Below are 24,893 nucleotides of genomic sequence, written 5' to 3'. Positions count from 1 at the left end.
TTTATTTCTTTAATTTTTTCAGTTGTTCACCAATAATATCACTTAATTGGAAAGTAGCAGAATCAGCATTTGGTTCATACTGACTGTAATCCTCAATTACATTATTTTCCTCAAGCGTTTCTTTTATACTTAAAGAAATACGTTTCTCTGCAACATGGACTTCAAGCACTTTCACTTTTACTTCTTGTCCCATTTCCAATACTTCATTTGGATTTTTCACGTGACGATTTGCAATTTGAGATACATGCACAAGACCTTCAACGCCAGGTAAAATTTCAACGAATGCACCGAATGTAACAAGACGTTTTACTACTCCCTCACGAATATCTCCAGCTTTTATTTCGCCAGCAACATTCTCCCAAGGTCCTGGCTGAGCTACTTTAATTGATAAAGAAATACGTTGTGTATCAGCATCAACAGATAATACCTTTACCTTTACCTTTTGACCTTGCTCTAATACTTCAGCAGGTTGCTCTACACGTTCGTGTGAAATTTGTGAAATATGAACTAAACCGTCCACACCACCAACGTTAACGAAAGCACCAAAATCCGTTAATCGTTGCACTGTTCCTTCAACAACGTCTCCTTCTTTTAATGAAGAAATCGCTTCTTTTTTCTTAGAATCTAGTTCTAATTCTACTACTGCTTTATGCGACAGGATTACACGATTTTTTTCGCGGTCTAATTCAACAATTTTCACGGCTAATGTTTTGCCTTTATAGTCAGTAAAATCTTCTACATAATGTACTTCTACGAGTGAAGCTGGGATAAAACCACGAACACCAAGGTCCACAACTAATCCACCATTCACGATATCTTTTACAGTAACATCAAATACATGACCAGAAGTAAATTTCTCTTGTAATTCTACCCATGCTTTTTCTGCATCAACAGCACGTTTAGATAAGACAAGATCATCTTCTTCTAATTTAATAATTTTTAATTCTAGTATTTGATCTAATTCTACAACATCGCTTGCTTTTTCAATATGAACGTTAGCTAATTCACTAATTGGAATTACGCCATCTGTTTTGTATCCAACATTTACAAGCACTTGTTTCTCTTCAACTTTCGTTACAGAACCTGTAACAACGTCACCAACTTGTAATTCTTTTGAATTCATAACTTCTTCATTCATTTTCTCTACCATGGAAATACCTCCCTACAGAATTGACAAAGCATTTTTTATGTATATACGAAATGAAAACATATGTTTTCATTTGCATGTTTAAGAATTTATCATCACATACTCAGTTTTCATACATTTCACTAGAAAATATATTAAACCTATATAAATAGTATACAGCAAAATCATCTTGAAGAAAGTATGTTTTGAAATATAATAGCGAATATATTCTGAAAGTTTTATCCTTCTTTTACTAACTTCTTACAAATCCGATTATTTGTCAAGGAAAGAGACTCACAATTCACATAACCTTTACACTTCTATATAAACAAAAAAAGAAAGAGGTTATCCCCCTTTCTTTATTTCGCAAACACTCCTGAAACAATACTCATAATTTTTTGTACAACTTCTTCAATTGATAAAGAAGTTGTATCTAATTCCAATGCATCATCAGCTTTCTTTAGAGGAGAAACCTCGCGTTCTGAATCTAATTTATCACGCTGAGCAATTTCTTTTTTTAACTGCTCTAAATTAGAATCGAAACCTTTATTTATATTTTCTAAATGTCTTCTTTCTGCTCTTTCTTCAACAGAAGCAAGCATAAAAATCTTCACTTCAGCATCTGGTAACACATGTGTACCAATATCACGGCCATCCATTACAACGCCGCCTTTTTCCGCTAACTCTTGTTGACGACGTACCATTTCTTCACGAACAAGGCGATGTTTCGCCACAATAGATACTCGATTCGTCACCTCAGGTGTACGAATTACTTCAGAAACATCTTGTCCATTTAAAAATACAAGTTGTGTATTTTCTCCTTGCTGAAACTCAATGTTTACATTCTTTACAACTTCCATTAACTTCTCTTCATTTTCAATGTCCACTTTTTGTTCAAGGGCTGCATATGTAATCGTGCGGTACATTGCGCCTGTATCAATATAAACGTAAGAAAGTTTCTTTGCCACAACTTTTGCAACCGTACTTTTTCCAGCAGCTGCTGGACCATCTATAGCAATTGAAATTCGTTTATCCATTGTAACACCTCATTTTTTCACTTATAAAACAAAACGAAAAGCAGGTATTCTCCTGCTTCTTCTCATTTGCTTCACGTCATTAAATCCTCAATTATTGTAGCATAATCCTTCATAGAAGAAAATGAAAACTACCTATTCACCTGTAAGATTTCTGCTTTGTTTTTTACCATGACACCTTCATAATAAACAATTTTAGATAAATATTTCACTGATGACTTATGTATAAATAACAATTGTACAACAGAAAGACAAATGAATTGTATTATTAATATACGAATAAAAATTCTCTCCATCTTTTTCAATGTAATTGCTCCCTCCTATCCTATATTTCCACATTTCGTTTCATGCTTTTATACATCGTATATATAGCAGCTAATTTTATTGTCATTTTCGAGGCGTACTTTTATACATTTCCATTGTCGAATTTACTCAAAACATGTTATGTTCTAAATGTATTTTTCAACTTGAAAGGGGTATAAGCATTGAAAAGAATCCTAGTTTTACACACAGGTGGAACAATTGCAATGGAGGAAGATAAAGAAACTGGGGTCGTACAACCAGGTGAAAAAAATCCTCTTTTAAAATTTATTCCTGATTTAGAAGGCGATGTTGATTTAATCGTTGAAGATGTGTTCCATCTACCATCTCCTCATATGACACCGAGCGAAATGTTACAATTACAAGTCATCATTGATGAAAGAGTAAAACAAGACAACATTCATGGCGTAGTCATTACGCATGGTACGGATACATTAGAAGAAACAGCCTATTTCTTAGATTTAACAGTGCAAGCAACTATTCCAATCGTTGTAACAGGTGCAATGCGTTCTAGTAATGAATTAGGTGCTGATGGTCTATATAACTTCTTATCAGCTGTAAAAGTAGCTAGCTGTAGTGAAGCTGCTGAAAAAGGTGTTCTAGTCGTATTAAACGACGAAATTCATTGCGCTACAAATGTAACGAAAACACATACAAGTAACGTGGCAACATTCCAGAGTCCACAGTATGGACCAATTGGTATGGTAACAAAGCGCGGCGTTGTATTCCATCACGCTTTAGTACATCATGAAACATATTCAGTAAATAAGGTTTCTAAAAACGTAGTTGTTCTAAAAGCATACGCTGGTATGGACGATACATTGTTAGCAGCAATTGAAAAACTTCCAGTAGACGGGATTGTTATTGAAGCACTTGGACAAGGTAATTTACCTCCAAGAACACTTCCTAGTCTAGAAGGATTAATCAACAAAGGAATTCCTGTCGTATTAGTTTCTCGCTGTTTCAACGGCATCGTGCAAGATGTATATTCATATGAAGGTGGCGGCAAACAATTAAAAGATATGGGCATTGTATTCACATACGGTTTAAATGCTCAAAAAGCACGTATTAAATTATTAGTTGCATTAGAGAATACAAATTCTCATGAAACAATCCAAAATATGTTTATGCACAATTAAAAAGAAGCTGTCGAAATAAACTTCGACAGCTTCTTTTTATATTTCCCTTGACGCAATGGTTTGCGCAATCGCATCCCCATGAAATCGACCGTTCTCAATAAATATTTCATTCGCATTATTTCCAGCAGCAATTACACCTGCAATGAAAATATTTTCAGCGTTCGTTTCCATTGTATCCTCTGCATAAATCGGACGTCCTGTTTCTTCATCAATCCGAACACCCATCTTCGTTAAGAAACTATGATCAGGATGGTAACCAGTCATCGCAAATACAAAATCATTTTGGATTGTATATGCCTCATCATCGACTGTAAACGTTACTGTATGTTCAGTAATTTCTTTCACGTGAGCCCCGAAATGCATTTGAATTGTGCCGCTTCGTACTAACGCCTCAAACTCCGGCAAAATCCACGGCTTAATGCTTGGTGAATACTCACTTCCGCGATATAAAACCGTTACACGCGCACCGGTTTTAACAAGTTCTAACGCAGCATCTATACTCGAGTTTTTCCCACCTATAACTACTACATCTCGATCAAAATAAGGATGTCCCTCTTTAAAATAGTGAGCTACTTTCTTCAGTTCCTCGCCAGGAACATTCATATAATTTGGATTGTCATAATATCCAGTTGCTACAACAACATATTTCGCTATATATATTTCTGTACTTCCGTCACGCTTTGTTGTCTCAACATGAAAAACTTCTCCATCCTTTTGTACTTTCTCCACTCGCTCAAAAGCATTTACACGTACAGATTTACGCTTTACTACTTCACGATAATACGCAAGCGCTTGATTTCGAACTGGCTTACGATTTTCTGTAATAAAAGCTACATCACCAATTTCTAATTTTTCACTAGAAGAGAAAAATGTTTGATGAGTTGGATAATTATAAATTGCATTTACAATGTTTCCTTTTTCAATTACTAACGGATTTATCCCTACCTTTTGCAACGAAATTGCTGCTGCTAATCCGCACGGACCGCCTCCAATTATGATAGCTGTTTCTTTCTGCATACTCAGCTCACTCCTAGTCTTCTACCAATACGCTATTTATAAAAACAAGAAAAAACCTACTTACAGCAGTAGGCACCTATCTTTATTGTATTCATTTTTCATATATTTGTCATCTAAACGAAACGTACATCCGATAGACATCTGCTAAAAACTGCTGAAATTTAATACCTTGTTTCCCTAATACATTTTCAGGATCAATCTTTCTAGCTGGGTCAAGTGTTTTATGTGATACAATATCTTTCTTCGGATTCAAGCCGAAGTTTTGACATAAATACGCATGATACCATGTAAAACGGGTATATGCTTCCCAAAAGTTAACATCACCGCCATAACAAAGTTCCACTCCAATGGCAGCCTTATTGGCATCATAACCATATAAGTCATTATCTGTCGGCACACCATATCGAACGTGATAGGCAACTTCATTTATAGGAACAATTTCCAATATTGTTTTATCATCTATAAATGTATGTGCCGAAGCTTTCGGTTGTATTTCATTAAAATAATCCCGATTCCCTATCGCATTGCTACCAGGGTTCCCCGTATCATGACTTACAATAAACCTTACTTTAGAAAGAGGAATTCCCGGTCGTGAACTTCCATACCCAATATAGTTACGCTCTATAGGAAACATCGCCATTACTACCAACTCCCACTTCAGAAGATTACCTTACTTCTTTATATATGTATTCGGTAGCAATGTCCTTATCGCATATTTCTTACGCGAAGAGAAAATCGAAAATATTTGATGTGAACACCATAAATAATAAAATACTTACAGCAACTCCATAAAAACCGTAAAACCAAACACAATCTTCTTTCGTATCTAAACCGAAAAATTTATTTACAGATTGCAATAATGTGCCGCGCTTACTTTGTTTGTTTCTTAATACTTCCACTCGTTCTACAACATCTGCTGGCATCATAAATCTTTGGTCTACTGTCATTTTCATCATTTATCTCTCCTTAAAATCATTTCCGTTTTGTTTATCTAAGGAAAGTATAGCACGTTTGTTCGTGTAGAACAAGCGTTCTTTTTTGTTTTTATTTTATTTTTCAACAATCCAAGTAAGAATCGAGATTACAAAAGCGATAATCGGCCCTACTACAACTGCACCAAATATTAAAAACAGTAGTCCTTCTCCGAACATCCGAACGTTACTTGTTTTTCGGGCTTTCATCGCTCTTGAGAGTTCTCCCTCTAACCTCTTAACCTTTTCTTCTAATTGTTCTACTCGTTCCATCATTTCATTTTCCATATACAACACCTCACACTAATACTTCAACAAAAAAACGTGATTCCCTCGAAAGGAATCACGTTTTCTCACGATATAATATTATACCCAACCTCTGAAGCGACTTGCTTCAGCCATTTTACGAACACCGACCATATACGCAGCTAAGCGCATGTTCACTTTACGAACTTGTGCTGTTTCATAAATAGAATCAAATGATCTTACCATTACTTTTTCTAAACGTTGTTCTACTTCTTCTTCAGTCCAGTAGTAACCTTGGTTATTTTGTACCCACTCAAAGTAAGATACTGTCACACCGCCAGCACTTGCTAATACGTCTGGAACAAGTAAAATTCCGCGATCTGTTAAAATTTTAGTTGCTTCTAATGTTGTTGGACCATTTGCAGCTTCAACAACGATTTTCGCTTTAATATTATTAGCATTTTCTTCTGTAATTTGGTTCTCAATTGCAGCTGGAACTAAAATGTCGCAATCCAGTTCTAACAATTCTTTGTTTGAAATTGTATTATTAAATAGTTTTGTTACTGTACCGAAGCTATCACGACGGTCTAATAAATAATCAATATCTAATCCGTTTGGATCATGCAATGCACCGTAAGCATCCGAGATTGCAATAACTTTCGCGCCTGCATCATGCATAAATTTAGCTAAGAAGCTACCAGCATTACCGAATCCTTGAACAACAACGCGTGCACCTTTAATATCAATGTCGCGTTTTTTTGCAGCTTCGCGAATACAAATTGTTACACCTTTCGCCGTTGCTGTTTCACGTCCATGTGATCCACCTAATACAAGTGGCTTACCTGTAATAAATCCTGGTGAATTAAATTCATCAATACGGCTATATTCATCCATCATCCATGCCATGATTTGAGAGTTTGTGAATACATCTGGAGCTGGAATATCTTTCGTCGGTCCTACGATTTGGCTAATTGCTCGTACATAACCGCGGCTTAATCTTTCTAACTCACGGAATGACATTTCACGTGGGTCACAGATAATTCCACCTTTACCTCCACCGTATGGTAAATCAACAATACCACATTTTAAACTCATCCAGATTGAAAGTGCTTTCACTTCATTTTCTGTTACATTCGGATGGAAGCGAATTCCACCTTTCGTTGGACCAACAGCATCATTATGTTGTGCACGATATCCTGTAAATATTTTAACAGTCCCGTCATCCATACGAACTGGTATTTTCACTGTCATCATACGAATTGGTTCTTTTAATAATTCATATACTTCGTTTGGATAACCCAATTTTTCTAATGCTTCACTAATAACAATTTGTGTCGAATTCAATAGTTCAAAATGTTGTTCCCTTTGTTGTTGTGTTTTTGTTTGAGTTCCCTTTTCGGCTACCATAGTAAGTAAACCCCCTGTAATTTCACTTGTTTAGTAAACCTTCATTGCCTAGTATACACCGTTAAATTTGGAATGCAATAGAAAACGCTAACAAATATATACAAACTATTTCCTGTTGCAAGCGTTTTCACTATCATTATAGTCCTTTTATTGCTTTTAGAAAAGTAAAATACTTAAATATTTAAATATTTTTTATTTTACCTATATATAACAACTTAAGAAGATATTTTTAAGTATAGTAAAGAGCGCCCAAATATTTATGATTCCCGCTATACCATTAATCGTTTTGACATTTTCAGACCAACATTTTAGGTTTCTCCAAATAAAAAACAAAACCTTAGCTTTGTTATATTAGCTAAGGTTTTGTTTTTTCACAAAGTAATTGTGTATTTGTTCAATTGCTTGAGAAGCCATTAATTCTTTACCATACTCCATTAGACGATAAATAGTTGCTGTAGACGGATTACCATATTCCGCTAAAATAGCTATAAAATCTGCCTTCAGTAATTGAACTTGCTCCTCTTCTTCCATCCAAAGATAGAAACGCCCATCCCACGTATATAGTTTTCCGCCAGTTACATCAAGGTTATATAAACGATTCGACAGGTTAATTACGTCATCTAGTGTAGCAAACTCATAAAGTATATGCTCGCTTTCATCTAGAGTCACTTGCATTTCAATAAACTCGTCACGGAACTCATCATCTGTATCCACATCTTGATGTTCTTTCGTTACAATTACGACCATTCCTTGCGCTTGTAGAGAAAATACTTCAACTGCAATCGGGCCATCCGCTTCAAACCCTAGTTCCTTATTTGCTTCTTGCATCATATCACGAAATAATTGCTGTACTTTCGGTGCATTTCTCCACAAATCTTCTTTCGTTAATCCTCGTTCAGATAAATCATCAAATGTTAAAAAAATTTTTATCTTATTGTAATTTAATCGTTCCAGCCTCATCTCATACCCTCCCTACGTAACCAATGAATATAATTTTTATTATATGAAATAGAAAATAGATGGTTCTTTTCGAACAACTATTCTAACATTTTTAACCAATCATCCCATTCTTCTTTCGTATCACCAATTAGGCATGTTTGAATGTTCAACTGATCTCGAGCACCTATTTCTCCTATAAATCCAACAGAAAGTTTCTCACTTTTTTCTTGCAACAAATTCATGTCTTTCATCGCCTTCTTAAGTTCTCGTTCCTCATCAAAAGAGACTACTACATATGTAGGTTGTATTTGCTCAACAGCTAACAAAATACCATCTTTCACTAAGCTTGACCTAATATATATCACCTCATATCCTTTTAAGCGTAAATACGTTGAGAAAACAAACCCTTTCAACATATTATTTTCTAACACGACAACTTTGTGTATAGAAGAAAATGATGATGCATTATGATACACCATTCCTAGACGAGTTTGTAAAAATGATACGACATATCGGAATTGCACCATTGTAACTTCATTATTATTTTTTAACGTTAACAATTTATTTGACACTTGAAGAACAATACTTGCTATGACTTTTTCTGTTGCATAAATACTGAAAGCCTCGTTTAACAATGCAGAAGTTGTAATTTCATCAAATTTTAACAAAGCTTGCAGTAAATCGTCCACTAAAACAACTTCTCTATCGTAATGTATTTCTTTTTGAACATTACTCTGCAAACGATTCTCTTCTAATAATTGAACTGCTTGTCCAATCATCATGCCGGAAGAAACCTTGTCCATTAACCATTTCAAAATTTGAATATGCTCTTCTGTATATAATCGATGCCCCGCATGATTCCGCTTTGGGGCAATAATTTGATATCGTCTTTCCCATGCACGAAGCGTACTCGGCTGAATTCCAATTATATTCGAAACAGCTTTTATGTTATATTTCCCGTTTAGAGTTGGCATCATTTCCCTCCGCATAACGTAATAATATGTGTTTGAGCAGGTGCTCGGAAGCGAAGTGGAATCAACGTTGTTCCATACCCATTACTAACAAAAAGAGTCATATTTGAATGCTTATATACGCCACCTTTTAAATATTTTTTAGATGGGAATAATCGAATCTGTCCTCCGTGTGTATGTCCACTTAACACAAGTGAAATTTGTTCTTTTCCAGACATTTTATTTATTATATCAGGGTTATGGCTAATTAATATGCGAAAACCATCTTCTTCGCAATCAGCCAACGCTAAATCTAAACGATCACGCTTCAAACCAACATCATCTACACCGAGTAAACAAATTTTTTCTCCTAGTTCAGACTCAAATACAACTCTTGTATTATCTAAAACTTTCACATTATTTTCTAATAACAAAGCATCTAATTCATGATATTCAATCTCATAATCATTATTTCCCCACACAAAATATACAGGAGCTATCACTCTTAACTTTTGTATATTTGCAGAAATTTTCGAAAAAGGGACACCTCTTTCCGCTAAATCACCGCCAATAATCACAAGGTCTACCTTTCCTTTTACTTGTTCAATTAATGAACTCGAAATGACCCTTCTATGAATATCAGAAATAAAAAACACCTTTACTTTTTGAAAACTTTTCGGAAATTCTTCAAAAAGTAAAGTATGTTCTAACACAGTATTACGCATCGCTTCTGTATACATTACAAGAAGAAATATAATACCAATACATATGAGAGCACTTAATAAGATAATCCATATCATATATTTTTTACTCCCTTCCTCATAAAGATAATCTTCCGTTTTTATAGTAGGTATGTTACTAGCTATTCTGCTTTGCGGACTTATCTTTTATCGGAATTTTTATTTCTTGACCTACATTCACGTCATCTTCTTGTAAATCATTATACTTTTTAATCACTTCAATCCCAGTTTCATCTGAAAAATATTGCTTCGCTATACTTTCTAAAGTTTCTCCTTCTTTTACCGTATGCGTTACTATTTTCTCAGATGTTGCCTCAGACTCAGATTTAGCTGAATCAAAGAAAATGACCTCAAACGCACTTTTCCCAGCGTTATTACCATCACTTTTCACCTGAATATATTTATCTGTATACCATAAGATACTAATTGGTAGTAATATGAATAGAAATGTTAAAACTCGGACAAAAATATGATTCATTTTAAACTTTTCTTTTTTCTCTTTATTTCTATGAATTTCACTACGCGGCGGTAAACTTTCTTTTTCTTCCACTCGCTCAACTTCTAATTCCTCTTCGAAATCAGGAATTCGTTTTCTCATGTTGTTCACCACCACCTTCCATTTATTTTCTTAATTGGAGTCCCATTATAAAATCAACAAGAAAGTGTGCAAAGATTGTTATAAACAAATTTCCTGTCCATTCAAATACATAACCAAAGACAAAACTAATGAAACAGACGAAACAAAACAAAAATGGCTTTGTTATATACCGAATATGTAACACTGCAAATACTAAACTCGCTATTACAATTCCAAAGTGAGTCTGCACTACACCTCTAAATAAAAATTCTTCTGCAAAGCCGATAATGAACGTAATAACGAGTAGGTGCATAACTGACATTCCTTGAAACATCCTATCGTTAATACCACCATCATCAAACCAAGACTCTGGAAATACTCGCATTGCAACATAATCTAATAACACAATACCAATCGCCAACAAGCCGCCTATTATAAGTATAGATACCGGTTCCCACTTCCACAGACTATACACCGATTTTATATCTCGGAATAATACATATGCTAGTAAACAACCGATACCGATAATAATGAACTGTGTGATATACAGATTCAGCCTTATTTCTTTCGGACTCATATCTTCAATATTATGCCTTTGAATGTTCATCATTCCCCCATCTTTTCTAGACCGAAAAGCTTTTGTAACTCTGTTTCCCAATTATAGTCGAAATCCGATTGTTGCGCTTGTCTTTTTTTATAATCTGTTTTTGTAATACCACAATAGTCACAGCAATTTTTCAACTCGTTCTCTTTTCTATAACCGAACTGTTGTAACAAATATTCACGCCTACATTCTTTCACTTGTATCCACGATTTCATGTTTTCTAGCTCACTATATTTATTACGTATCCTTATTTCTACTTCAGCTATTAATCTGTTCATAATTTCATCTGACAAGCTCTCTAATTTTAATTTTCGCTGTTGTATGATTCCAAGCTGTTCAAGATGATAGCGGATAAAACGCCAATATTGTTCATTAAATCTTGCTGCATTATAACAAATTTCTTCTACCTCTTCTATTGGTAATTCTTTCGTTTGAAACATTCTTTCTTGTAGTAAAGAGAATAAAAATTGTATTTGCGACTGACTTGGCAATTCATCTTCAATTATTGAAATTGGTAAATCGTGATCTAACGGACTACATAGTAAGATAGCTATACTCGGTTCACCATCTCTTCCAGCTCTTCCGATTTCTTGTAAATAGGAAGCTATATTAGTCGGATAATGAAAATGAATAATATAGCTCGTATTCGACTTATTTACTCCCATACCAAAAGCACTTGTACATATTACAAGCTGCAACTGGTCATTCATAAACTGCTGTTGAATTAACATACGCTCTTCATGTTCCATACCACCATGATAAAAAGCGACACCAGTCACGCCTTTTCCTCTTAAATACTCCGTTAAACGTTCTGTCCACGCTCTGCTTGAGCAATATACAATCCCTGGTCCTTGTAAATACATCACCTGATCCAAAAGCGCTTCTTTCTTCTCTTCTATCGTCTCCACAAATTGTACTTCCATCGCAATATTTGGACGATCAATAGAGTATACATGCTGCGTCACTTTCTTCAAATCTAAACTCTCTGCTATATCTCGGAGTACATCTTTTGTCGCTGTTGCCGTTAATGCTAGCACCGTAGGAGACCCGATATTTTCAATGACTACATTTAGTTTTTTATAGTCTGGCCTAAAATCATAACCCCATTGTGAAATACAATGAGCCTCATCCACAACAAATAATGAAATATGAACTTTCTTCAATTCTCTTATTAACACTTCCGACTGCAACATCTCTGGTGAAACAAAGATAAATTTATATGAAGCTAATTTTTTCATCGCTTCTCTTTTTTCATGTAATGTCCGAAAACTATTAAATGCTATTACTCGGTTTTTCACAACATACTTTAATTGTGTAACCTGATCTTCCATCAAAGATAATAATGGTGATACAACAAGCACGGTTCCTTCTTGCATTAGCCCTGGAAGTTGGTAGCACATAGACTTCCCTCTTCCAGTCGGGAGCATTGCTATAACATCTTTTCCTTCTAATAAATCTGTAATTACCCCTTTTTGCCCTGTACGAAATTCAGAATATCCAAACCATCTATATAAATATTCCTCAAGCTTCATTTATACCCTCCATCCGCGCCAATACAAGACGAACTTCAAAATAAGAGATACCTTCTCCAACCGCTTGTTTCAACTCACGCAACTTACGTGTTTGTAATGCCTCAATTACTTTTGTTACTTTATCTATTTTGTCTTTTTCCATAAACATCTCGATTGAAAACTCTTTTTCCCGCAAAGCAATTTCAACAAAATGATCTTCTATCGTTGCAACCTTTAAATTTCTAATTGTCGCTATTTCATCTAAAGAGCGTCCTTGTCTCCAAAAATTATATGTTTTTTTCGTTGATAAACTAAATAATTCAGCTCTCTCATTTGGATAAGAGATAATCTCAGCTAATAGCGGAAATTCATTTTCTTTATCGTGAACTTCTTGTATAAAGAAATGAATTGTACCCCAAAATAAAAAATACACCCGGAATATATCTTGTTTCGTAATTTCCGCTAATTGCTGCAATGTACAACCGATACGTTCATATCCTGTTAATCTATATGTTACAATCGTCGCTTCTACCACATCACCTTTTCCTAAAAGATTATGTATTTCTTTCCATAATCTTTTAGCCAATTCACTTCGCCTATATGGTATACCTGTTAAAAAACGTTTTACCCACATCATTATTTCTGTATCTTGTTGAATGGGAATAAACTTCGTATTATTCTGTTGTAAATTAGATATAGTTTGAATAATTAATGATAATCGTTTCCAAAATGTTTCACCTAATTCACCATAGTGTAAACCATGTAAATGCACGGGAAAAGCATACACTTCCTCCCATGTATGTAACTGCATTTTACCTTTAGATGTTAACAAATATGTATTTTCATGTATTTCTCGAATCAAATCTGCTTGCAACAACTTTGCAACTTCACGATCATAGTCTGTTCTATTTAACGATTTATATATTCCAAACAAAAATGAAATTCGGAACATATTTCCATCTTGTAACGTTTGCGAAGATCGTTTTCCTTTTAATAAATAATAAATAGAAGAAACGGTCCTTTCACCATTCAATTGTTTTAAACAATACAATACAGTATATTGTAGTTGCATTACCGCTTCCACCTTTCAATCTAGCTTAATTACTTTTTAGTATGATTGCACCATTCTATGTTACTCAATAAACTTATCATATCGGCATTATGTACTTGTATATAGTATATTGTACCAAACGAAATAACATTTACGTATTTTGAAAATCTTATGACATAATGCAAAAATTAGTTGACACCCTAATTGATAAGGATTATCATTATAATTTTATGTTGAAAAGTTTTAAAAACCGTTTTACAATAAGGTTATAATTTTTATGGCGAGCTTTTCACATACATATTATCAGGAGGGAAAAAAGATGGCAAAATATACAATCGTTGATAAAGATACTTGTATCGCATGTGGTGCTTGCGGCGCTGCTGCACCAGACATTTATGATTATGATGATGAAGGTATTGCATTTGTAACGTTAGACGATAACCAAGGTATCGTTGAAATTCCAGATGTATTAATTGAAGATATGATGGATGCATTCGAAGGTTGTCCAACTGACTCAATTAAAGTTGCTGATGAATCATTTGATGGCGACTCTTTAAAATTCGAATAGTCTTTTATTAACTTCAAAAAATATCCCTCATTAATATGAGGGATATTTTTTGTTTTCTATTTTCATTCCACTTAATAAAAAACCACTAGTAGTTCCATACTACTAATGGTTTTATTTTATATTTTATGCATTTTTCATTTTTGCAAACACCCATACTTTCAGGCGTGAGAATAACGCTATAAATACAATTGTCACAACAATTCCTTTAATCAAATTAAATGGTAAGATTGCCGTTACAACCGTTGTTCTTATAGCCTCGCTAGACATAGCTGGTGAATTTAAAAACCAAGTGTAAGCTGGGAATATAATGATGTAATTTAATACACTCATAATGAGCGCCATTGTAATTGTCCCTAGCATTAATCCTGTCGTTAAACTCTTAACAGTACGATACTTTCTAAATAAGAAAGCTGCCGGTCCAATAAATAAACATCCTGCAATAAAGTTAGCAATTTCTCCAACTGGCACTCCCGTTAAACTCCCTTGAATTCCGTAATGTAAAATATTCTTTATCGCCTCTACAATTATCCCTGCAACTGGCCCGAAAATAATTGCTGCAATTAGAGCTGGTACATCACTAAAATCAATTTTTAAAAATGGCGGAAGCCCTGGAAACGGGAAATCCAACATCATCAGTAAATATGCAATACTACTTAGCATCGCTACACTCACCATCTGCACTACACTGTTTTTTTGTTTCATCTTTCTCTCTCCTTTTCCATCGATCATCTCATGGAAAGTGGAAAGGTTCTGCTATGCCTACTTTTTCATAGAACGAAAAAACCCTTTGTGTTTTACACAAAGGGAGAATTTAAGGCACATCAAACAGACGTTCAAATTCATATCTTTTTTGAACGCTTGAACCTCCATCTTCTCCCATCCAGACTATACTGTCGGCTTTGGAATCACACCAAATCCTGCCTTAACGGCTCGCGGGCTTAGAACAAAATCACATATAGTTCATCACCGCCGGTCGGGATTTTCACCCTGCCCCGAAGATAGACCGATATTCTATTTTCCACTTTATTATACAACAACATAATCGTATTGTGAACAAAAAAAGTGTAACTTATTATAAATAAGTTATTAATTTTATATAATTAAAACCGATCACTATATTTTACAATACACCCCAGATTTTTTAGTATTCGGCATTTCCCCTACGAATCCCCTAGTCATATATAATGAAAAGTGATAAGATGTTGAATTGTTAAGATAAGAACATTTTCTGGATTATGGAGGAAATGTCATGAAAAAAGAAAAGAGACACTCTATTCGAGAAGCAATGAAAAAAAACTTAAGAAAAGAATACTTTTACTTAAAAAAAGAATTACTTTTCTACTGTCCAATTGATTTAGGCACATTCTCAAGCGAGACATACTATGCTGCTTTCGATGAAGATGGCATCAGTATTTATCAGTATGATAAAAAAACAGAGAGTAAATTAAAACTGTGTGAGCGTCACCCGTGGAAGAGTTGGAATAAAGTGAAGGTGGATCATTATTTGACAACTTCTCAATTTATTTTTCAAGGTGAGCGAAACTGGATATTATCCCTTTTCCAAAAAGGAAAAGAAGCTCAAAAAATAATTGAAGAGCACACATCTTTACAAACTGAAGTTGTTTCCCGCTCTTTCTTAAAAAAACTTCCAGGTTTCCGTTCTAATGCACCGTTGAATAAATACATCGGCAGCATTTGCTACACCGCACTTATTGCATTTTTATTAAAATGGATGATTCCATTTCAAGCACCACAAATCGCCCTGTACTCCATTTCAATCGGTTGTATGCTTCTTGGTTTACTTTGTTTGACAATCGGTTTAATTGAACCAACTATTGTACTATTTCGAACGAACGAAAAAACAAGAACGAAAGTATTTTACTTATATAGCTACTTAGCTATTTCTGGATTTATATGTGTCTTTATTTTTTGGTAAAAAAAGAGCTAGTTTAACTAGCTCTTTTTTTATTTTACGTATAATTGCTGATTCGGATAAATCCGATCTTGCTGCAGTCCATTTTTATCTTTAACTTCCTTAACTGACATACTAAATTTCCGTGCAATACTAACTAAAGTGTCCCCTTTTTGGACGACATATAAGGATGAGGAAACAACTTCATTTCTCTGTTCATTTAGAACAAGTAATGGATTCATCGCATTCTTTTTCGCCATCGTCCATCTTCCTTGATGAACTTCTAAATGTAAGTGTGCACCTCTCGATTCTCCTGTATTTCCTACTTCTCCAATTATTTCTCCTTTTGAAATATAATCCCCTTGAACTACATATCTCTTATTTAAATGTGCATACACGGCCTCATATTCTCCATGTTTAATAAATACAACGTTTCCATAACTACTTGAATAATAAGACTTTGTTACCTTACCTTCTTGAATAGCTGCCACAGGCGTGCCAATCGGTGCCGCTATATCTATACCGTAGTGTTTTCCATGCCTTGTCCCAAAATAATCACTTATCTGCCCTTCAACAGGCCATGTCCATTGATTTCCCTCTGCGTACACATGTAATTGGGATAAAAACAATACCGTCAATAACATGACGCCACATTTTAACACTTTCATATACATCCTCCGTTTTCTAATTAACACCATACCTTCTCTATTTTGGTATATTACAGAAAAAAGTATACAAAAAAAAGAAAGTGAATCACTCCACTTCCTTCTCTTTTTTATCACGAAAAACGATTGCACTGCGATTATACTCCACATCTTTTACTTGTAATCGAGCATTTATTACTCTAGCTACCGCAAACAAATAATCAGATAATCTATTTACATACTTTAGAACAACTTCATTTATTTCCCCTTCTTTTTGCAAGGACACTACACATCGTTCTGCTCGCCTTACAACTGTACGTGCAATATGAATAGCAGCTGCTGCTTCGCTTCCACCTGGTAAAATAAAACGCTCTAACGGCGGTGCTTCTTCTATATACGAATCAATCATTCTTTCTAAGCTTTCAACCATTTCAACCGTTACTTTATAAGGAATTTTCCCCTCTACTATCGCCAAGTCTCCCCCGCAATCAAATAGTTCATGTTGAATATTTTCAAGTTCATTGTAAATATCTCCAAAAGATCCGCCTTGTAGCTTAGTCATTGCATATCCAATATGAGAATTTGCCTCATCTATCGTGCCATATGCTTCAACTCGGATATTATCTTTATCCACTCTGCCACCTATTACACTTGTTGTCCCTTTATCTCCTGTTTTCGTGTATAATTTCATCGCTTCACGACACCCCTCTTACTATTCTTCATTCGACTAAGATAGAAAAAAAGTTCTACTGCTATTTATTTAATTGATTTTACAAAAAAATAAAAAACAGTAGAACTTTATTCATTATCAACTTTAAAAACGTATATCTAAATTATACGATTCGGTAAATATACAGAGAATGTAGTTCCCTCTCCAACAACACTTGAAACAGCAATTTTACCATCATGGCCTTGCACAATATTTTTTGCAATCGCAAGCCCGAGCCCTGTTCCACCTTTTTTTCCACGTGTTCTCGCTTTATCAGCTTTGTAGAAACGATCAAATAAAAATGGAATATCTTCTTCTGGAATACCAGCGCCCGAATCTTGTACTTCAAAAGTAAGACCATTATTTTTCGTATCAATTACAAGCGTTACATGTCCGCCTGCATTCGTATGACGAATTGCGTTATCAATTAAATTCGTCAATACTTGTTCCATACGATCTGCATCAAACGGGTATTGTTCAATTGGATTCTGGAAATCAACCGTTAATGCGACTTCTTTATCCTTTGCAATTCCTTGGAATTTACGACCTATTTTTTCAACGAAAGGATGAATATCAACTTCACCTATATGTAACTCTACATTACCACTTTCCATACGCGCTAAATCTAATAGTTCATTTACAAGTTTACCTAAACGAACGGATTCATCATAAATGATTTGAACAAACTCATTAATTTCTTCTTTCGTTTGCACAATATCATCTAAAATCGCTTCACTATACCCTTGAAGCATTACCATCGGTGTACGAAGTTCATGTGATACGTTTGCAATAAAGTCTTGACGCATCTTCTCAAGACGACGTTCTTCCGTCATATCACGTAATACAGCTACAGCACCACGAATTTTCGTTTGGTTGTAAAGCGGCGTCATAAGAACTACATAGTTCCCTTTTTGTAAATTAATTTCAAACACTTGTTGTTGTTCACTTTCTACAACGAGATGGAATAGTTCAACAAGTTCAGAAGGTAGTTTTTTACTGAGCTCTACTTCCTTTTCCTCTTGCCAAACTTGTAAGAAATGTTCAGCCGGCGGATTAATTACAACGACTTCACCTTCTTGATTTAACGTAATAACCCCATCTGCCATACTACTTAAAATACTAGCTAACTGTTCTTTTTCTTGCTGCAGGGCATTCATATTAAACTTCAACTGTTTCCCCATTTGATTTAAGGCCGTTGCAAGCTCACCAATCTCATCCTGAGATACCATAGGAGCTTTCGCATCAAACTTCCCACGCGCGACCTCAAAAGCAACCTCACGCATTTTACGGAGTGGTGCTGTAATTCGAGTAGATAAGAAGAATGCAAAGAACGTTGTTAATATAATCGCAATCCCTGCTGATAAGAATATAAAATCAGTCGTTCTCTCCATACCTTGTATCGGTACTTGTAAAGATTCGTATACGAACACTGCACTTTGATTTTTTGAATGCACTGGTTTTCCGACAATCATAATATCATTTTCAGTGTTTTTATTCTTTCTACTATTAGAGGCTTTTCTAATGTTATTCTTAATTTCTTTTTTGTCTGTAAAAACAGCCGCTAATTCTTTATCTTCTTTCAAATCATCCATTGTAAGAGTGACTAACCCTTCTTGTTTCGGCGAAGAAGATATTTCTTTACCATCTTCTACAATAATGATCCTTGAAAGGGGATCAGAGAATTTGTACGCGATATTCTCAATCGTTTTTACATCGGCACCTTCTTCAATTAACTCTGAAACACTTGTTGCAACTTTTTGAAGCCTAGCTTCACTCATATCAACGTAATATGTTCTAAAAAACTGTGAAAGCAAAATCGCAACAAATCCAAGCACAAACGAAACGAGAAGTAATATGGTCATCCATAACTTCCCTACTACACTTCTCCAAAGCATCAGTCGTTCACAACCTCAAACTTGTAACCTACGCCCCAAACGGTAACAATCATCTTCGCAGCATCTGGTGATTTTTTGCTTAACTTCTCACGTAAACGCTTTACATGCGTATCAACTGTACGTAAATCTCCGAAGAATTCATATTGCCATACTTCTTTTAACAATTGCTCACGATCAAATACCTTATCAGGCGCTTTCGCTAAGAATAATAGTAATTCGTACTCTTTCGGTGTTAAGTTTACTTCATTACCATCTGCTGTAACACGGTGTGCATCATTATCAATTGTTAAATGAGGGAACACAGTAACATCTTTTGTCGTTGTATCTTGTGTAAAGAACGTTGTTGGTACAGAACGGCGTAAGACCGCTTTCACACGAAGTACTACTTCACGCGGGCTAAATGGTTTCACAATATAATCATCAGTTCCTACCTCAAACCCTTGTACTCGGTTTACTTCTTCACCTTTTGCCGTCAACATAATAATTGGCGTCGCTTTCTTCTCACGTACCCCTTTACACACTTCAATACCATCTTTACCAGGCATCATAAGATCTAGTAGGATCAAATCGTAATCATTTTGCAGTGCCATTTCTAAAGCTGTATCACCATTGTCCGCTTCTTCAATTGTGTATTGTTCTCTTTCTAAATACATTTTCAACAAACGACGAATACGATCCTCATCGTCTACAATTAAAATTCTTGATTCATTTTCCATTTCTACCCGTTGCGTACTTTTACCACAACGGTTTACACCTACCCTTCTACACTAATATGTTGCGCTATTCTCGTTTATTTAAGCAATCTTCTAAATGTTTCACTTCCCATATTATGCTTCACAAGAATAATAAAGTTTGTTCAATTTTTTTCCAAAACTATGTATTTTTTTTGAACAGTATATAATGTCCTCGACATCATTTTACAAAATCAATCGCTACTTTGTCATGTTTTTCTCAAAAAAGAAGAAAAATTGACAAAAATAAAATAGGAAAGTGACATTCACTCTCCTATTTTATTTCTCTATGCGTATGAATGTAAACCCGCGATAATTAAGTTTACTACAATAAAGTTAAACATAATGATTGCAAAACCAATTACCGCTAACCACGCTGACTTCTCTCCGTGCCACCCTTTTGATAAGCGTAAATGTAATACCGCCGCATAAAAGAGCCAAGTAATAAGCGCCCAAACCTCTTTTGGATCCCAACCCCAAAAACGCGTCCACGCTATTTGAGCCCAAATCATGGCGAAAATTAATGCACCTAATGTGAAAACTGGGAATCCAATTGCAATAGAACGATATCCGATTTCATCCAGTAAATCACTATTTGTATTCTTTACTAACGGCTGAAGTGCTGCCGATACTCGTTTGCGTAAAACAAGTCTTAATACAATATAAAGTAATGTCCCAACTAACACTGACCAAATAACAGTATTTAATTTTTTCGCATTTACAATCGCTGGAACTTCAACTGTCGGTTCTAATTTATTTTCTGTCAATAACTTTCCTTCGTGCGGTCCTACTAAAGCCGGAAGATTGTACTTCATTTCCACTTGTTGTTCATTTTTATCAATCCATTGAAACTTCGCTTCATATTTCATACTAGAAAATACCGTTGTCACTCCAATAAAACCAACTGTACAAACAAGTGTGAACACTACCGTTTCTAACCAAAATGTACGTTTACTTCTCGTTGATTGATCTACATTTTTCAATAAATACATAACGCCCGTAATAAAACTAATTGCTAAAATTGCTTGTCCTGCCGCTGCAGTCGTCACGTGAATATGTAACCAATTACTTTTTAAAGAAGGAATAAGCGGAGATATTTCCCTCGGAAACATACTTGCATAGGCAATTAATAAAAGCGCAACTGGTAATGCAAAGAGTCCGATTATACTTACGCGATACATAAAATACATGACAATAAATGATCCGACAAGCATCATGCCGAAAAATGTACCGAATTCAAAAAAGTTACTAACTGGTGCATGTCCTGATGCAATCCATCTTGTAACAAAATATACTGTTTGTGCAATAAACCCTAAAATTGTAATCGTTATTCCTATATTTGCCCATTTATGACCCTTTTCTTTAATTGCTCCCCCGAAAAATAGAGTTGCAATTAAATATAAAATAAATGCGGTAAAGAGAAAGTTACTACTTATTTGCACCATATCGTTTCCCCACCTTAACTAATTTTTTTATCCACTACTTTATCACTCGGCTGCGGAATTGCTGTACCTTCTAGTACTCTTTCAATATCTTTCTTTAAACCGAACCAATTTTTATTCGTATGTCCTGCAATCCACCATTCATCATTAACGCGTTGTATCCAAATACGGCGATGATTCCAATACATCCCTTGAATCACACCAACCATAAATATAAATCCTCCGATACCGAGAATCCAAAGCGTTAAATCTTTCCTTACAGTAAGTGCTGTTGCATTTTGCATTTCAACACCTGCAAAGGACATTTTATATTTGTTATTCCCATCTGGTTCTATATTTTGCTGAATACCAACAAAACTCACTTCACCATCTGGTGTTTCAGGCGTAAACATTTTAAACACAAATGCAGGGTTGTTTGGTAATTTCGTTTTCGTATTTGGTCTTCCATTCTCGTCAAAATAAAAATCTGGAAAATAGCTTAATAGTTCTAAAGAATAACCATTTCCTAAATCGAATTTTTCTGTGGGATTCGTTAAATCTACTTTAATCGGTCCCCACTTTTGATTATTTTCTTTGTTTTGCAAATGGAATGACATGCTTTTAAATTCACTTTCTTTGTAATCCACTTGATAAACAGCAAATTGATCAAATTTCAGCGGTTCATTCACTCGAATTTCCGCTTCTTTTACTTTTTCTAATTTCGGTTTTTGTCCTGCTATATTTTCGCCGACCGCTTTATACAATACAGCATTCGTTTGGAAGTTTTTCGCAATCATTTTATCACCTACACGGTCAATTGCTTCATCAAAAACTTCCTTGTCCTTGCTTTTATCATACACTTCCTTTATAAATTTCTCGTTTTTTAAGTAGTATTGCCCATCCGTTCCTGGTATTTCTTTCGTTTCACCATCACGTAACCAAAGCGCTTCGTCTACGTACATACTCGGTAAAAAACGGAGCATTGCACCGAATAAAAAGATAATGAGACCAATATGATTCACATATGGACCCCAGCGTGAAAACCGTCCCTTTTCAGCTAAAATGTTACCGTCTTCCACTTTCACATTATAGTTCGTTTTCTTTAAATTCATTTGGACTCTTTCCAAATCACCATCTTGCGGTGTACCAGTGCCGTATAATCTTTGTCTCTTTAAAAAGCTAGGGTGTCTTTTCACCCCTTGCTTCTTTAAAGCTTTATAAAGTGGAATGACACGGTCTAAGCTACATATCACAAGTGAAATACCAATTGAAGCAATTAAAATCATATACCACCATGAACCGTATAAATTATTAAATCCTAATTGATAGTATAGTTGCCCTAAAAATCCGTATTCTTGCTTATAATATTCAGCTGGTGCAATTCCTGGAGTTATATACATTTCTTGCGGAAAAATAGTTCCTATCGCTGATGCAGCTAAAGTGATTACAATGAGCCATACACCCACTTTTACAGAAGAGAAAAAGCTCCAAATTTTATCGACTATCGTTTTTGTTTGTGTGAGAGATCTCCGAGCACTCCCCTCATAGCGCATATCCAATAGTTTTATATTTTCATTGCCTTCAAATGGTTTCCCACATGCTTCACAAAAAACAGTTCCTATTGGATTAACATGTCCACATTCACACTTAATTTCTTTCAACACTCTCACCGCCCCTATATCTATATGTACTATTGTATATTCCAACCTCAAGTTACCACAATACTCAGAATTTTTAAATCAGAGGCGCTATAAGGATGCACCTCATATGTAAAGGCTTTCTTTATTACGGAGTAATTTTCTTTAAATATCCTTCTAACTGTTCTTTCGTTTGTTCACCTATAATTTGTTCGACTACTATTCCATCTTTATCAATCAAAAAGCTTGTCGGTAATGGTCCTACCCCATATGTGCCTATGATTTTTGTTCCTTTATCAATAGCAACTGGGAATTTCAAATCATATTGTTTCACAAAGTTCTTAACAGCAATATCTGTTTCGTCTGCATCTAACGCAATAATTTCAACGCCTTTTTCTTTATACTTTGGATATAATTCGTTCATATAAGGCATTTCTTTTTCACACGGTTTACACCAAGTGCCCCAAAAGTTTAAAAATACACCTTTTCCCTTTAAATCTTTCAGTTCAATTTTCTTTCCTTCTAAATCTGTCACAACAAAGTTAGGTGCTTCTTTTCCAATTTGCATTTTCTCTTTATCAGCAAAAAATCCTTGATAAAGTGTAAATCCTACAGCACCGCTTAAAATGAGCAGAATAATAACGCGAAATAACAAGCGATTTTTTTTCATATTGTCTCCCCTCTCTTCGACGAGTGATAAATATATGTATTTTTTAATAAATCACCAGCGGAGCATTCCACTGGTGAAAGTTTCACACTATCGATTAGCGCGGTTTTGTAGAAGCCAATGCACGTAATTGTTTCACCTCATGTGGTGACAATTCTCTCGCATCACCAGGTCGCAAGCTACCCACTTCTAAAAAGGCATAGCGTTCACGCTTTAGTTTCACTACTTTACAATCTAACGCTTCAAACATGCGGCGTACTTGACGATTACGTCCTTCATGAATCGTTAATTGTACAATTGCAGTCTCTTTACGCTTGTCCCAAGAAATAATTTTCACTTGTGCTGGTGCTGTTTTCCCATCTTCTAATGCAACACCTCGTTCTAACATGCGAATTTTCTCACCTGTTAATGGCCCTTTAATTTTTGCAACATACGTTTTTTCAACTTTATATCTCGGATGCATTAATACATTTGCAAATTCCCCATCATTTGTCATCAATAATACACCTGACGTGTCATAATCTAAGCGTCCGATTGGGAATAAACGTTGTCTAATTTCAGGGAAAAAGTCTGTTACAACACTTCTTCCTTTATCATCTGATACACTTGAAATTACGCCAGTTGGTTTATATAGTAAAAAATAAACAGGTTCTTCTTTTTCAAGAGGGATGTTATTTACTTCTACTTTATCTTGAGGAGTTACTTTCGTTCCTAACTCCTTCACTATTTTTCCATTCACTTTTACTTTTCCTTGCTGAATTAATTCCTCAGCCTTTCTTCTCGATGCAATACCTGCTTGCGCAATCACTTTTTGTAATCGTTCCATTTCTTTTTTTCACCTCGAATTTATCTTACCTTACATTAGAAAGACTTGGCAACCGCATACGCTTGACGGCTTTTCGCTTCATCTTACTTAAACAACATAGCGATGATAATAAACATATAAAGGGCAAATCATGTTTTTACCTTTTATTATTGTCCATATTCTTCATATTGCTCACAATAAAAGTTCATCATTTTGTCAAAAATACCGCATAAAAAAACCACTATTAAGCAACACCTTAATAGTGGTCGTA

General features: G+C 34.9%; 27 protein-coding genes and 1 riboswitch. Of the genes, 3 read left to right on the top strand and 24 right to left on the bottom strand.

Features of this window, described 5'->3' with window-relative positions:
• Window position 1: 1 nt before the first annotated feature.
• From rpsA to J0835_RS07620, 3 genes are all read right to left on the bottom strand, one after another.
• Window positions 2-1,150, bottom strand: a complete 1,149-nt coding sequence (rpsA, locus tag J0835_RS07630) for a 30S ribosomal protein S1 (RefSeq protein ID WP_333728117.1) — start codon at window positions 1,148-1,150, stop codon at window positions 2-4.
• A gap of 335 nt (window positions 1,151-1,485) precedes the next feature.
• Window positions 1,486-2,163, bottom strand: a complete 678-nt coding sequence (gene cmk / locus J0835_RS07625; RefSeq protein WP_000361262.1) for a (d)CMP kinase — start codon at window positions 2,161-2,163, stop codon at window positions 1,486-1,488.
• A 128-nt stretch (window positions 2,164-2,291) separates the two neighbouring features.
• Window positions 2,292-2,465 carry a YpfB family protein gene (locus J0835_RS07620; protein WP_023521499.1) on the bottom strand — a complete coding sequence of 58 codons (174 nt, stop codon included), beginning with the start codon at window positions 2,463-2,465 and terminating at the stop codon, window positions 2,292-2,294.
• Window positions 2,466-2,645: 180 nt separating this feature from the next.
• Between J0835_RS07620 and ansA the strand changes: the two genes are divergently transcribed.
• A complete protein-coding gene (gene ansA, locus J0835_RS07615; RefSeq protein WP_087979979.1) occupies window positions 2,646-3,620 on the top strand; it encodes an asparaginase in 975 nt (324 codons plus the stop codon).
• A gap of 36 nt (window positions 3,621-3,656) precedes the next feature.
• Here ansA and J0835_RS07610 read toward each other — a convergent pair whose 3' ends face one another.
• The 12 genes from J0835_RS07610 to J0835_RS07555 all read right to left on the bottom strand — a co-directional run bounded on the left by J0835_RS07610 (window position 3,657) and on the right by J0835_RS07555 (window position 13,654).
• The gene (locus tag J0835_RS07610; protein ID WP_087979978.1) at window positions 3,657-4,637 is read right to left on the bottom strand and encodes a YpdA family putative bacillithiol disulfide reductase; all 981 of its coding nucleotides are present in this window, start codon (window positions 4,635-4,637) and stop codon (window positions 3,657-3,659) included.
• 109 nt (window positions 4,638-4,746) lie between these two features.
• Window positions 4,747-5,277, bottom strand: a complete 531-nt coding sequence (locus J0835_RS07605; protein WP_001240648.1) for a peptidoglycan recognition protein family protein — start codon at window positions 5,275-5,277, stop codon at window positions 4,747-4,749.
• A 79-nt stretch (window positions 5,278-5,356) separates the two neighbouring features.
• Window positions 5,357-5,593: a DUF3961 domain-containing protein gene (locus J0835_RS07600; protein ID WP_001983018.1), complete on the bottom strand. Its 237-nt coding sequence runs from the start codon at window positions 5,591-5,593 to the stop codon at window positions 5,357-5,359.
• Between the two features lie 93 nt (window positions 5,594-5,686).
• Window positions 5,687-5,896, bottom strand: a complete 210-nt coding sequence (locus J0835_RS07595) for a hypothetical protein (RefSeq protein ID WP_087979977.1) — start codon at window positions 5,894-5,896, stop codon at window positions 5,687-5,689.
• Between the two features lie 78 nt (window positions 5,897-5,974).
• Window positions 5,975-7,261, bottom strand: a complete 1,287-nt coding sequence (gene gudB / locus J0835_RS07590) for an NAD-specific glutamate dehydrogenase (protein ID WP_000225171.1) — start codon at window positions 7,259-7,261, stop codon at window positions 5,975-5,977.
• 351 nt (window positions 7,262-7,612) lie between these two features.
• Window positions 7,613-8,221 carry a genetic competence negative regulator gene (locus J0835_RS07585; protein WP_001235391.1) on the bottom strand — a complete coding sequence of 203 codons (609 nt, stop codon included), beginning with the start codon at window positions 8,219-8,221 and terminating at the stop codon, window positions 7,613-7,615.
• A 77-nt stretch (window positions 8,222-8,298) separates the two neighbouring features.
• On the bottom strand, window positions 8,299-9,174 hold the full coding sequence (locus tag J0835_RS07580; protein ID WP_140386715.1) for a MerR family transcriptional regulator: 876 nt from the start codon (window positions 9,172-9,174) through the stop codon (window positions 8,299-8,301).
• A complete protein-coding gene (locus tag J0835_RS07575) occupies window positions 9,174-9,950 on the bottom strand; it encodes a metallophosphoesterase (protein ID WP_087979975.1) in 777 nt (258 codons plus the stop codon). Before J0835_RS07575 ends, J0835_RS07580 begins: the two co-directional genes overlap by 1 nt.
• Window positions 9,951-10,008: 58 nt before the next feature.
• Window positions 10,009-10,488: a LysM peptidoglycan-binding domain-containing protein gene (locus J0835_RS07570; protein WP_087979974.1), complete on the bottom strand. Its 480-nt coding sequence runs from the start codon at window positions 10,486-10,488 to the stop codon at window positions 10,009-10,011.
• A gap of 22 nt (window positions 10,489-10,510) precedes the next feature.
• Window positions 10,511-11,074, bottom strand: a complete 564-nt coding sequence (locus tag J0835_RS07565) for a CPBP family intramembrane glutamic endopeptidase (RefSeq protein ID WP_087979973.1) — start codon at window positions 11,072-11,074, stop codon at window positions 10,511-10,513.
• Window positions 11,074-12,603, bottom strand: coding sequence for a RecQ family ATP-dependent DNA helicase (locus tag J0835_RS07560; RefSeq protein ID WP_000763005.1), 1,530 nt, complete (start codon window positions 12,601-12,603; stop codon window positions 11,074-11,076). The genes J0835_RS07565 and J0835_RS07560 overlap by 1 nt, the downstream gene beginning before the upstream one ends.
• Window positions 12,593-13,654, bottom strand: a complete 1,062-nt coding sequence (locus J0835_RS07555; RefSeq protein WP_087979972.1) for a helix-turn-helix domain-containing protein — start codon at window positions 13,652-13,654, stop codon at window positions 12,593-12,595. The genes J0835_RS07560 and J0835_RS07555 overlap by 11 nt, the downstream gene beginning before the upstream one ends.
• A gap of 298 nt (window positions 13,655-13,952) precedes the next feature.
• Between J0835_RS07555 and J0835_RS07550 the strand changes: the two genes are divergently transcribed.
• Window positions 13,953-14,201 (top strand): ferredoxin, encoded by a 249-nt coding sequence (locus tag J0835_RS07550; RefSeq protein WP_001151994.1) that lies wholly within the window; start codon window positions 13,953-13,955, stop codon window positions 14,199-14,201.
• Window positions 14,202-14,324: 123 nt separating this feature from the next.
• Here the strand turns inward: J0835_RS07550 and J0835_RS07545 are convergent, their stop codons facing one another.
• Window positions 14,325-14,903: an ECF transporter S component gene (locus J0835_RS07545; protein ID WP_087979971.1), complete on the bottom strand. Its 579-nt coding sequence runs from the start codon at window positions 14,901-14,903 to the stop codon at window positions 14,325-14,327.
• A gap of 162 nt (window positions 14,904-15,065) precedes the next feature.
• A riboswitch (FMN riboswitch) is annotated at window positions 15,066-15,205 on the bottom strand.
• 245 nt (window positions 15,206-15,450) lie between these two features.
• Here J0835_RS07545 and J0835_RS07540 point away from each other — a divergent pair.
• Window positions 15,451-16,137 carry a hypothetical protein gene (locus tag J0835_RS07540; protein ID WP_000711800.1) on the top strand — a complete coding sequence of 229 codons (687 nt, stop codon included), beginning with the start codon at window positions 15,451-15,453 and terminating at the stop codon, window positions 16,135-16,137.
• A gap of 29 nt (window positions 16,138-16,166) precedes the next feature.
• Here the strand turns inward: J0835_RS07540 and J0835_RS07535 are convergent, their stop codons facing one another.
• The 8 genes from J0835_RS07535 to rluB all read right to left on the bottom strand — a co-directional run bounded on the left by J0835_RS07535 (window position 16,167) and on the right by rluB (window position 24,643).
• Window positions 16,167-16,781: a peptidoglycan DD-metalloendopeptidase family protein gene (locus J0835_RS07535; RefSeq protein WP_000866129.1), complete on the bottom strand. Its 615-nt coding sequence runs from the start codon at window positions 16,779-16,781 to the stop codon at window positions 16,167-16,169.
• A gap of 85 nt (window positions 16,782-16,866) precedes the next feature.
• The gene (locus J0835_RS07530) at window positions 16,867-17,448 is read right to left on the bottom strand and encodes a cob(I)yrinic acid a,c-diamide adenosyltransferase (RefSeq protein WP_087979970.1); all 582 of its coding nucleotides are present in this window, start codon (window positions 17,446-17,448) and stop codon (window positions 16,867-16,869) included.
• A 137-nt stretch (window positions 17,449-17,585) separates the two neighbouring features.
• A complete protein-coding gene (gene resE / locus J0835_RS07525) occupies window positions 17,586-19,361 on the bottom strand; it encodes a sensor histidine kinase ResE (protein WP_087979969.1) in 1,776 nt (591 codons plus the stop codon).
• Window positions 19,361-20,077 (bottom strand): DNA-binding response regulator ResD, encoded by a 717-nt coding sequence (gene resD / locus J0835_RS07520; protein WP_000426862.1) that lies wholly within the window; start codon window positions 20,075-20,077, stop codon window positions 19,361-19,363. Before resD ends, resE begins: the two co-directional genes overlap by 1 nt.
• Window positions 20,078-20,379: 302 nt before the next feature.
• Window positions 20,380-21,537, bottom strand: a complete 1,158-nt coding sequence (gene resC, locus J0835_RS07515) for a cytochrome c biogenesis protein ResC (RefSeq protein ID WP_087979968.1) — start codon at window positions 21,535-21,537, stop codon at window positions 20,380-20,382.
• A 14-nt stretch (window positions 21,538-21,551) separates the two neighbouring features.
• Entirely contained in the window at window positions 21,552-23,177 is a 1,626-nt protein-coding gene (gene resB, locus J0835_RS07510; protein ID WP_087979967.1) for a cytochrome c biogenesis protein ResB, read from the bottom strand.
• Between the two features lie 121 nt (window positions 23,178-23,298).
• Window positions 23,299-23,820 carry a thiol-disulfide oxidoreductase ResA gene (gene resA / locus J0835_RS07505; protein ID WP_000742204.1) on the bottom strand — a complete coding sequence of 174 codons (522 nt, stop codon included), beginning with the start codon at window positions 23,818-23,820 and terminating at the stop codon, window positions 23,299-23,301.
• Between the two features lie 94 nt (window positions 23,821-23,914).
• A complete protein-coding gene (gene rluB / locus J0835_RS07500; RefSeq protein ID WP_000440552.1) occupies window positions 23,915-24,643 on the bottom strand; it encodes a 23S rRNA pseudouridine(2605) synthase RluB in 729 nt (242 codons plus the stop codon).
• Window positions 24,644-24,893 lie beyond the last annotated feature (250 nt).

Source organism: Bacillus cereus group sp. Sample62, assembly GCF_036851315.1.
Lineage (GTDB): Bacteria > Bacillota > Bacilli > Bacillales > Bacillaceae_G > Bacillus_A > Bacillus_A wiedmannii.
The sequence above is the reverse complement of the archived record's forward strand: the minus strand, read 5'-3'. Positions and strand labels throughout refer to the sequence as shown.

Coding starts and splice junctions, on each gene's coding strand:
- rpsA (WP_333728117.1), bottom strand. CDS start 1,150: ATGGTAGAGAAAATGAATGAAGAAGTTATGAATTCAAAAGAATTACAA.
- cmk (WP_000361262.1), bottom strand. CDS start 2,163: ATGGATAAACGAATTTCAATTGCTATAGATGGTCCAGCAGCTGCTGGA.
- J0835_RS07610 (WP_087979978.1), bottom strand. CDS start 4,637: ATGCAGAAAGAAACAGCTATCATAATTGGAGGCGGTCCGTGCGGATTA.
- J0835_RS07605 (WP_001240648.1), bottom strand. CDS start 5,277: ATGGCGATGTTTCCTATAGAGCGTAACTATATTGGGTATGGAAGTTCA.
- J0835_RS07600 (WP_001983018.1), bottom strand. CDS start 5,593: ATGATGAAAATGACAGTAGACCAAAGATTTATGATGCCAGCAGATGTT.
- J0835_RS07595 (WP_087979977.1), bottom strand. CDS start 5,896: ATGGAAAATGAAATGATGGAACGAGTAGAACAATTAGAAGAAAAGGTT.
- gudB (WP_000225171.1), bottom strand. CDS start 7,261: ATGGTAGCCGAAAAGGGAACTCAAACAAAAACACAACAACAAAGGGAA.
- J0835_RS07585 (WP_001235391.1), bottom strand. CDS start 8,221: ATGAGGCTGGAACGATTAAATTACAATAAGATAAAAATTTTTTTAACA.
- J0835_RS07580 (WP_140386715.1), bottom strand. CDS start 9,174: ATGCCAACTCTAAACGGGAAATATAACATAAAAGCTGTTTCGAATATA.
- J0835_RS07575 (WP_087979975.1), bottom strand. CDS start 9,950: ATGATATGGATTATCTTATTAAGTGCTCTCATATGTATTGGTATTATA.
- J0835_RS07570 (WP_087979974.1), bottom strand. CDS start 10,488: ATGAGAAAACGAATTCCTGATTTCGAAGAGGAATTAGAAGTTGAGCGA.
- J0835_RS07565 (WP_087979973.1), bottom strand. CDS start 11,074: ATGAACATTCAAAGGCATAATATTGAAGATATGAGTCCGAAAGAAATA.
- J0835_RS07560 (WP_000763005.1), bottom strand. CDS start 12,603: ATGAAGCTTGAGGAATATTTATATAGATGGTTTGGATATTCTGAATTT.
- J0835_RS07555 (WP_087979972.1), bottom strand. CDS start 13,654: ATGCAACTACAATATACTGTATTGTATTGTTTAAAACAATTGAATGGT.
- J0835_RS07550 (WP_001151994.1), top strand. CDS start 13,953: ATGGCAAAATATACAATCGTTGATAAAGATACTTGTATCGCATGTGGT.
- J0835_RS07545 (WP_087979971.1), bottom strand. CDS start 14,903: ATGAAACAAAAAAACAGTGTAGTGCAGATGGTGAGTGTAGCGATGCTA.
- J0835_RS07540 (WP_000711800.1), top strand. CDS start 15,451: ATGAAAAAAGAAAAGAGACACTCTATTCGAGAAGCAATGAAAAAAAAC.
- J0835_RS07535 (WP_000866129.1), bottom strand. CDS start 16,781: ATGAAAGTGTTAAAATGTGGCGTCATGTTATTGACGGTATTGTTTTTA.
- J0835_RS07530 (WP_087979970.1), bottom strand. CDS start 17,448: ATGAAATTATACACGAAAACAGGAGATAAAGGGACAACAAGTGTAATA.
- resE (WP_087979969.1), bottom strand. CDS start 19,361: ATGCTTTGGAGAAGTGTAGTAGGGAAGTTATGGATGACCATATTACTT.
- resD (WP_000426862.1), bottom strand. CDS start 20,077: ATGGAAAATGAATCAAGAATTTTAATTGTAGACGATGAGGATCGTATT.
- resC (WP_087979968.1), bottom strand. CDS start 21,537: ATGGTGCAAATAAGTAGTAACTTTCTCTTTACCGCATTTATTTTATAT.
- resA (WP_000742204.1), bottom strand. CDS start 23,820: ATGAAAAAAAATCGCTTGTTATTTCGCGTTATTATTCTGCTCATTTTA.
- rluB (WP_000440552.1), bottom strand. CDS start 24,643: ATGGAACGATTACAAAAAGTGATTGCGCAAGCAGGTATTGCATCGAGA.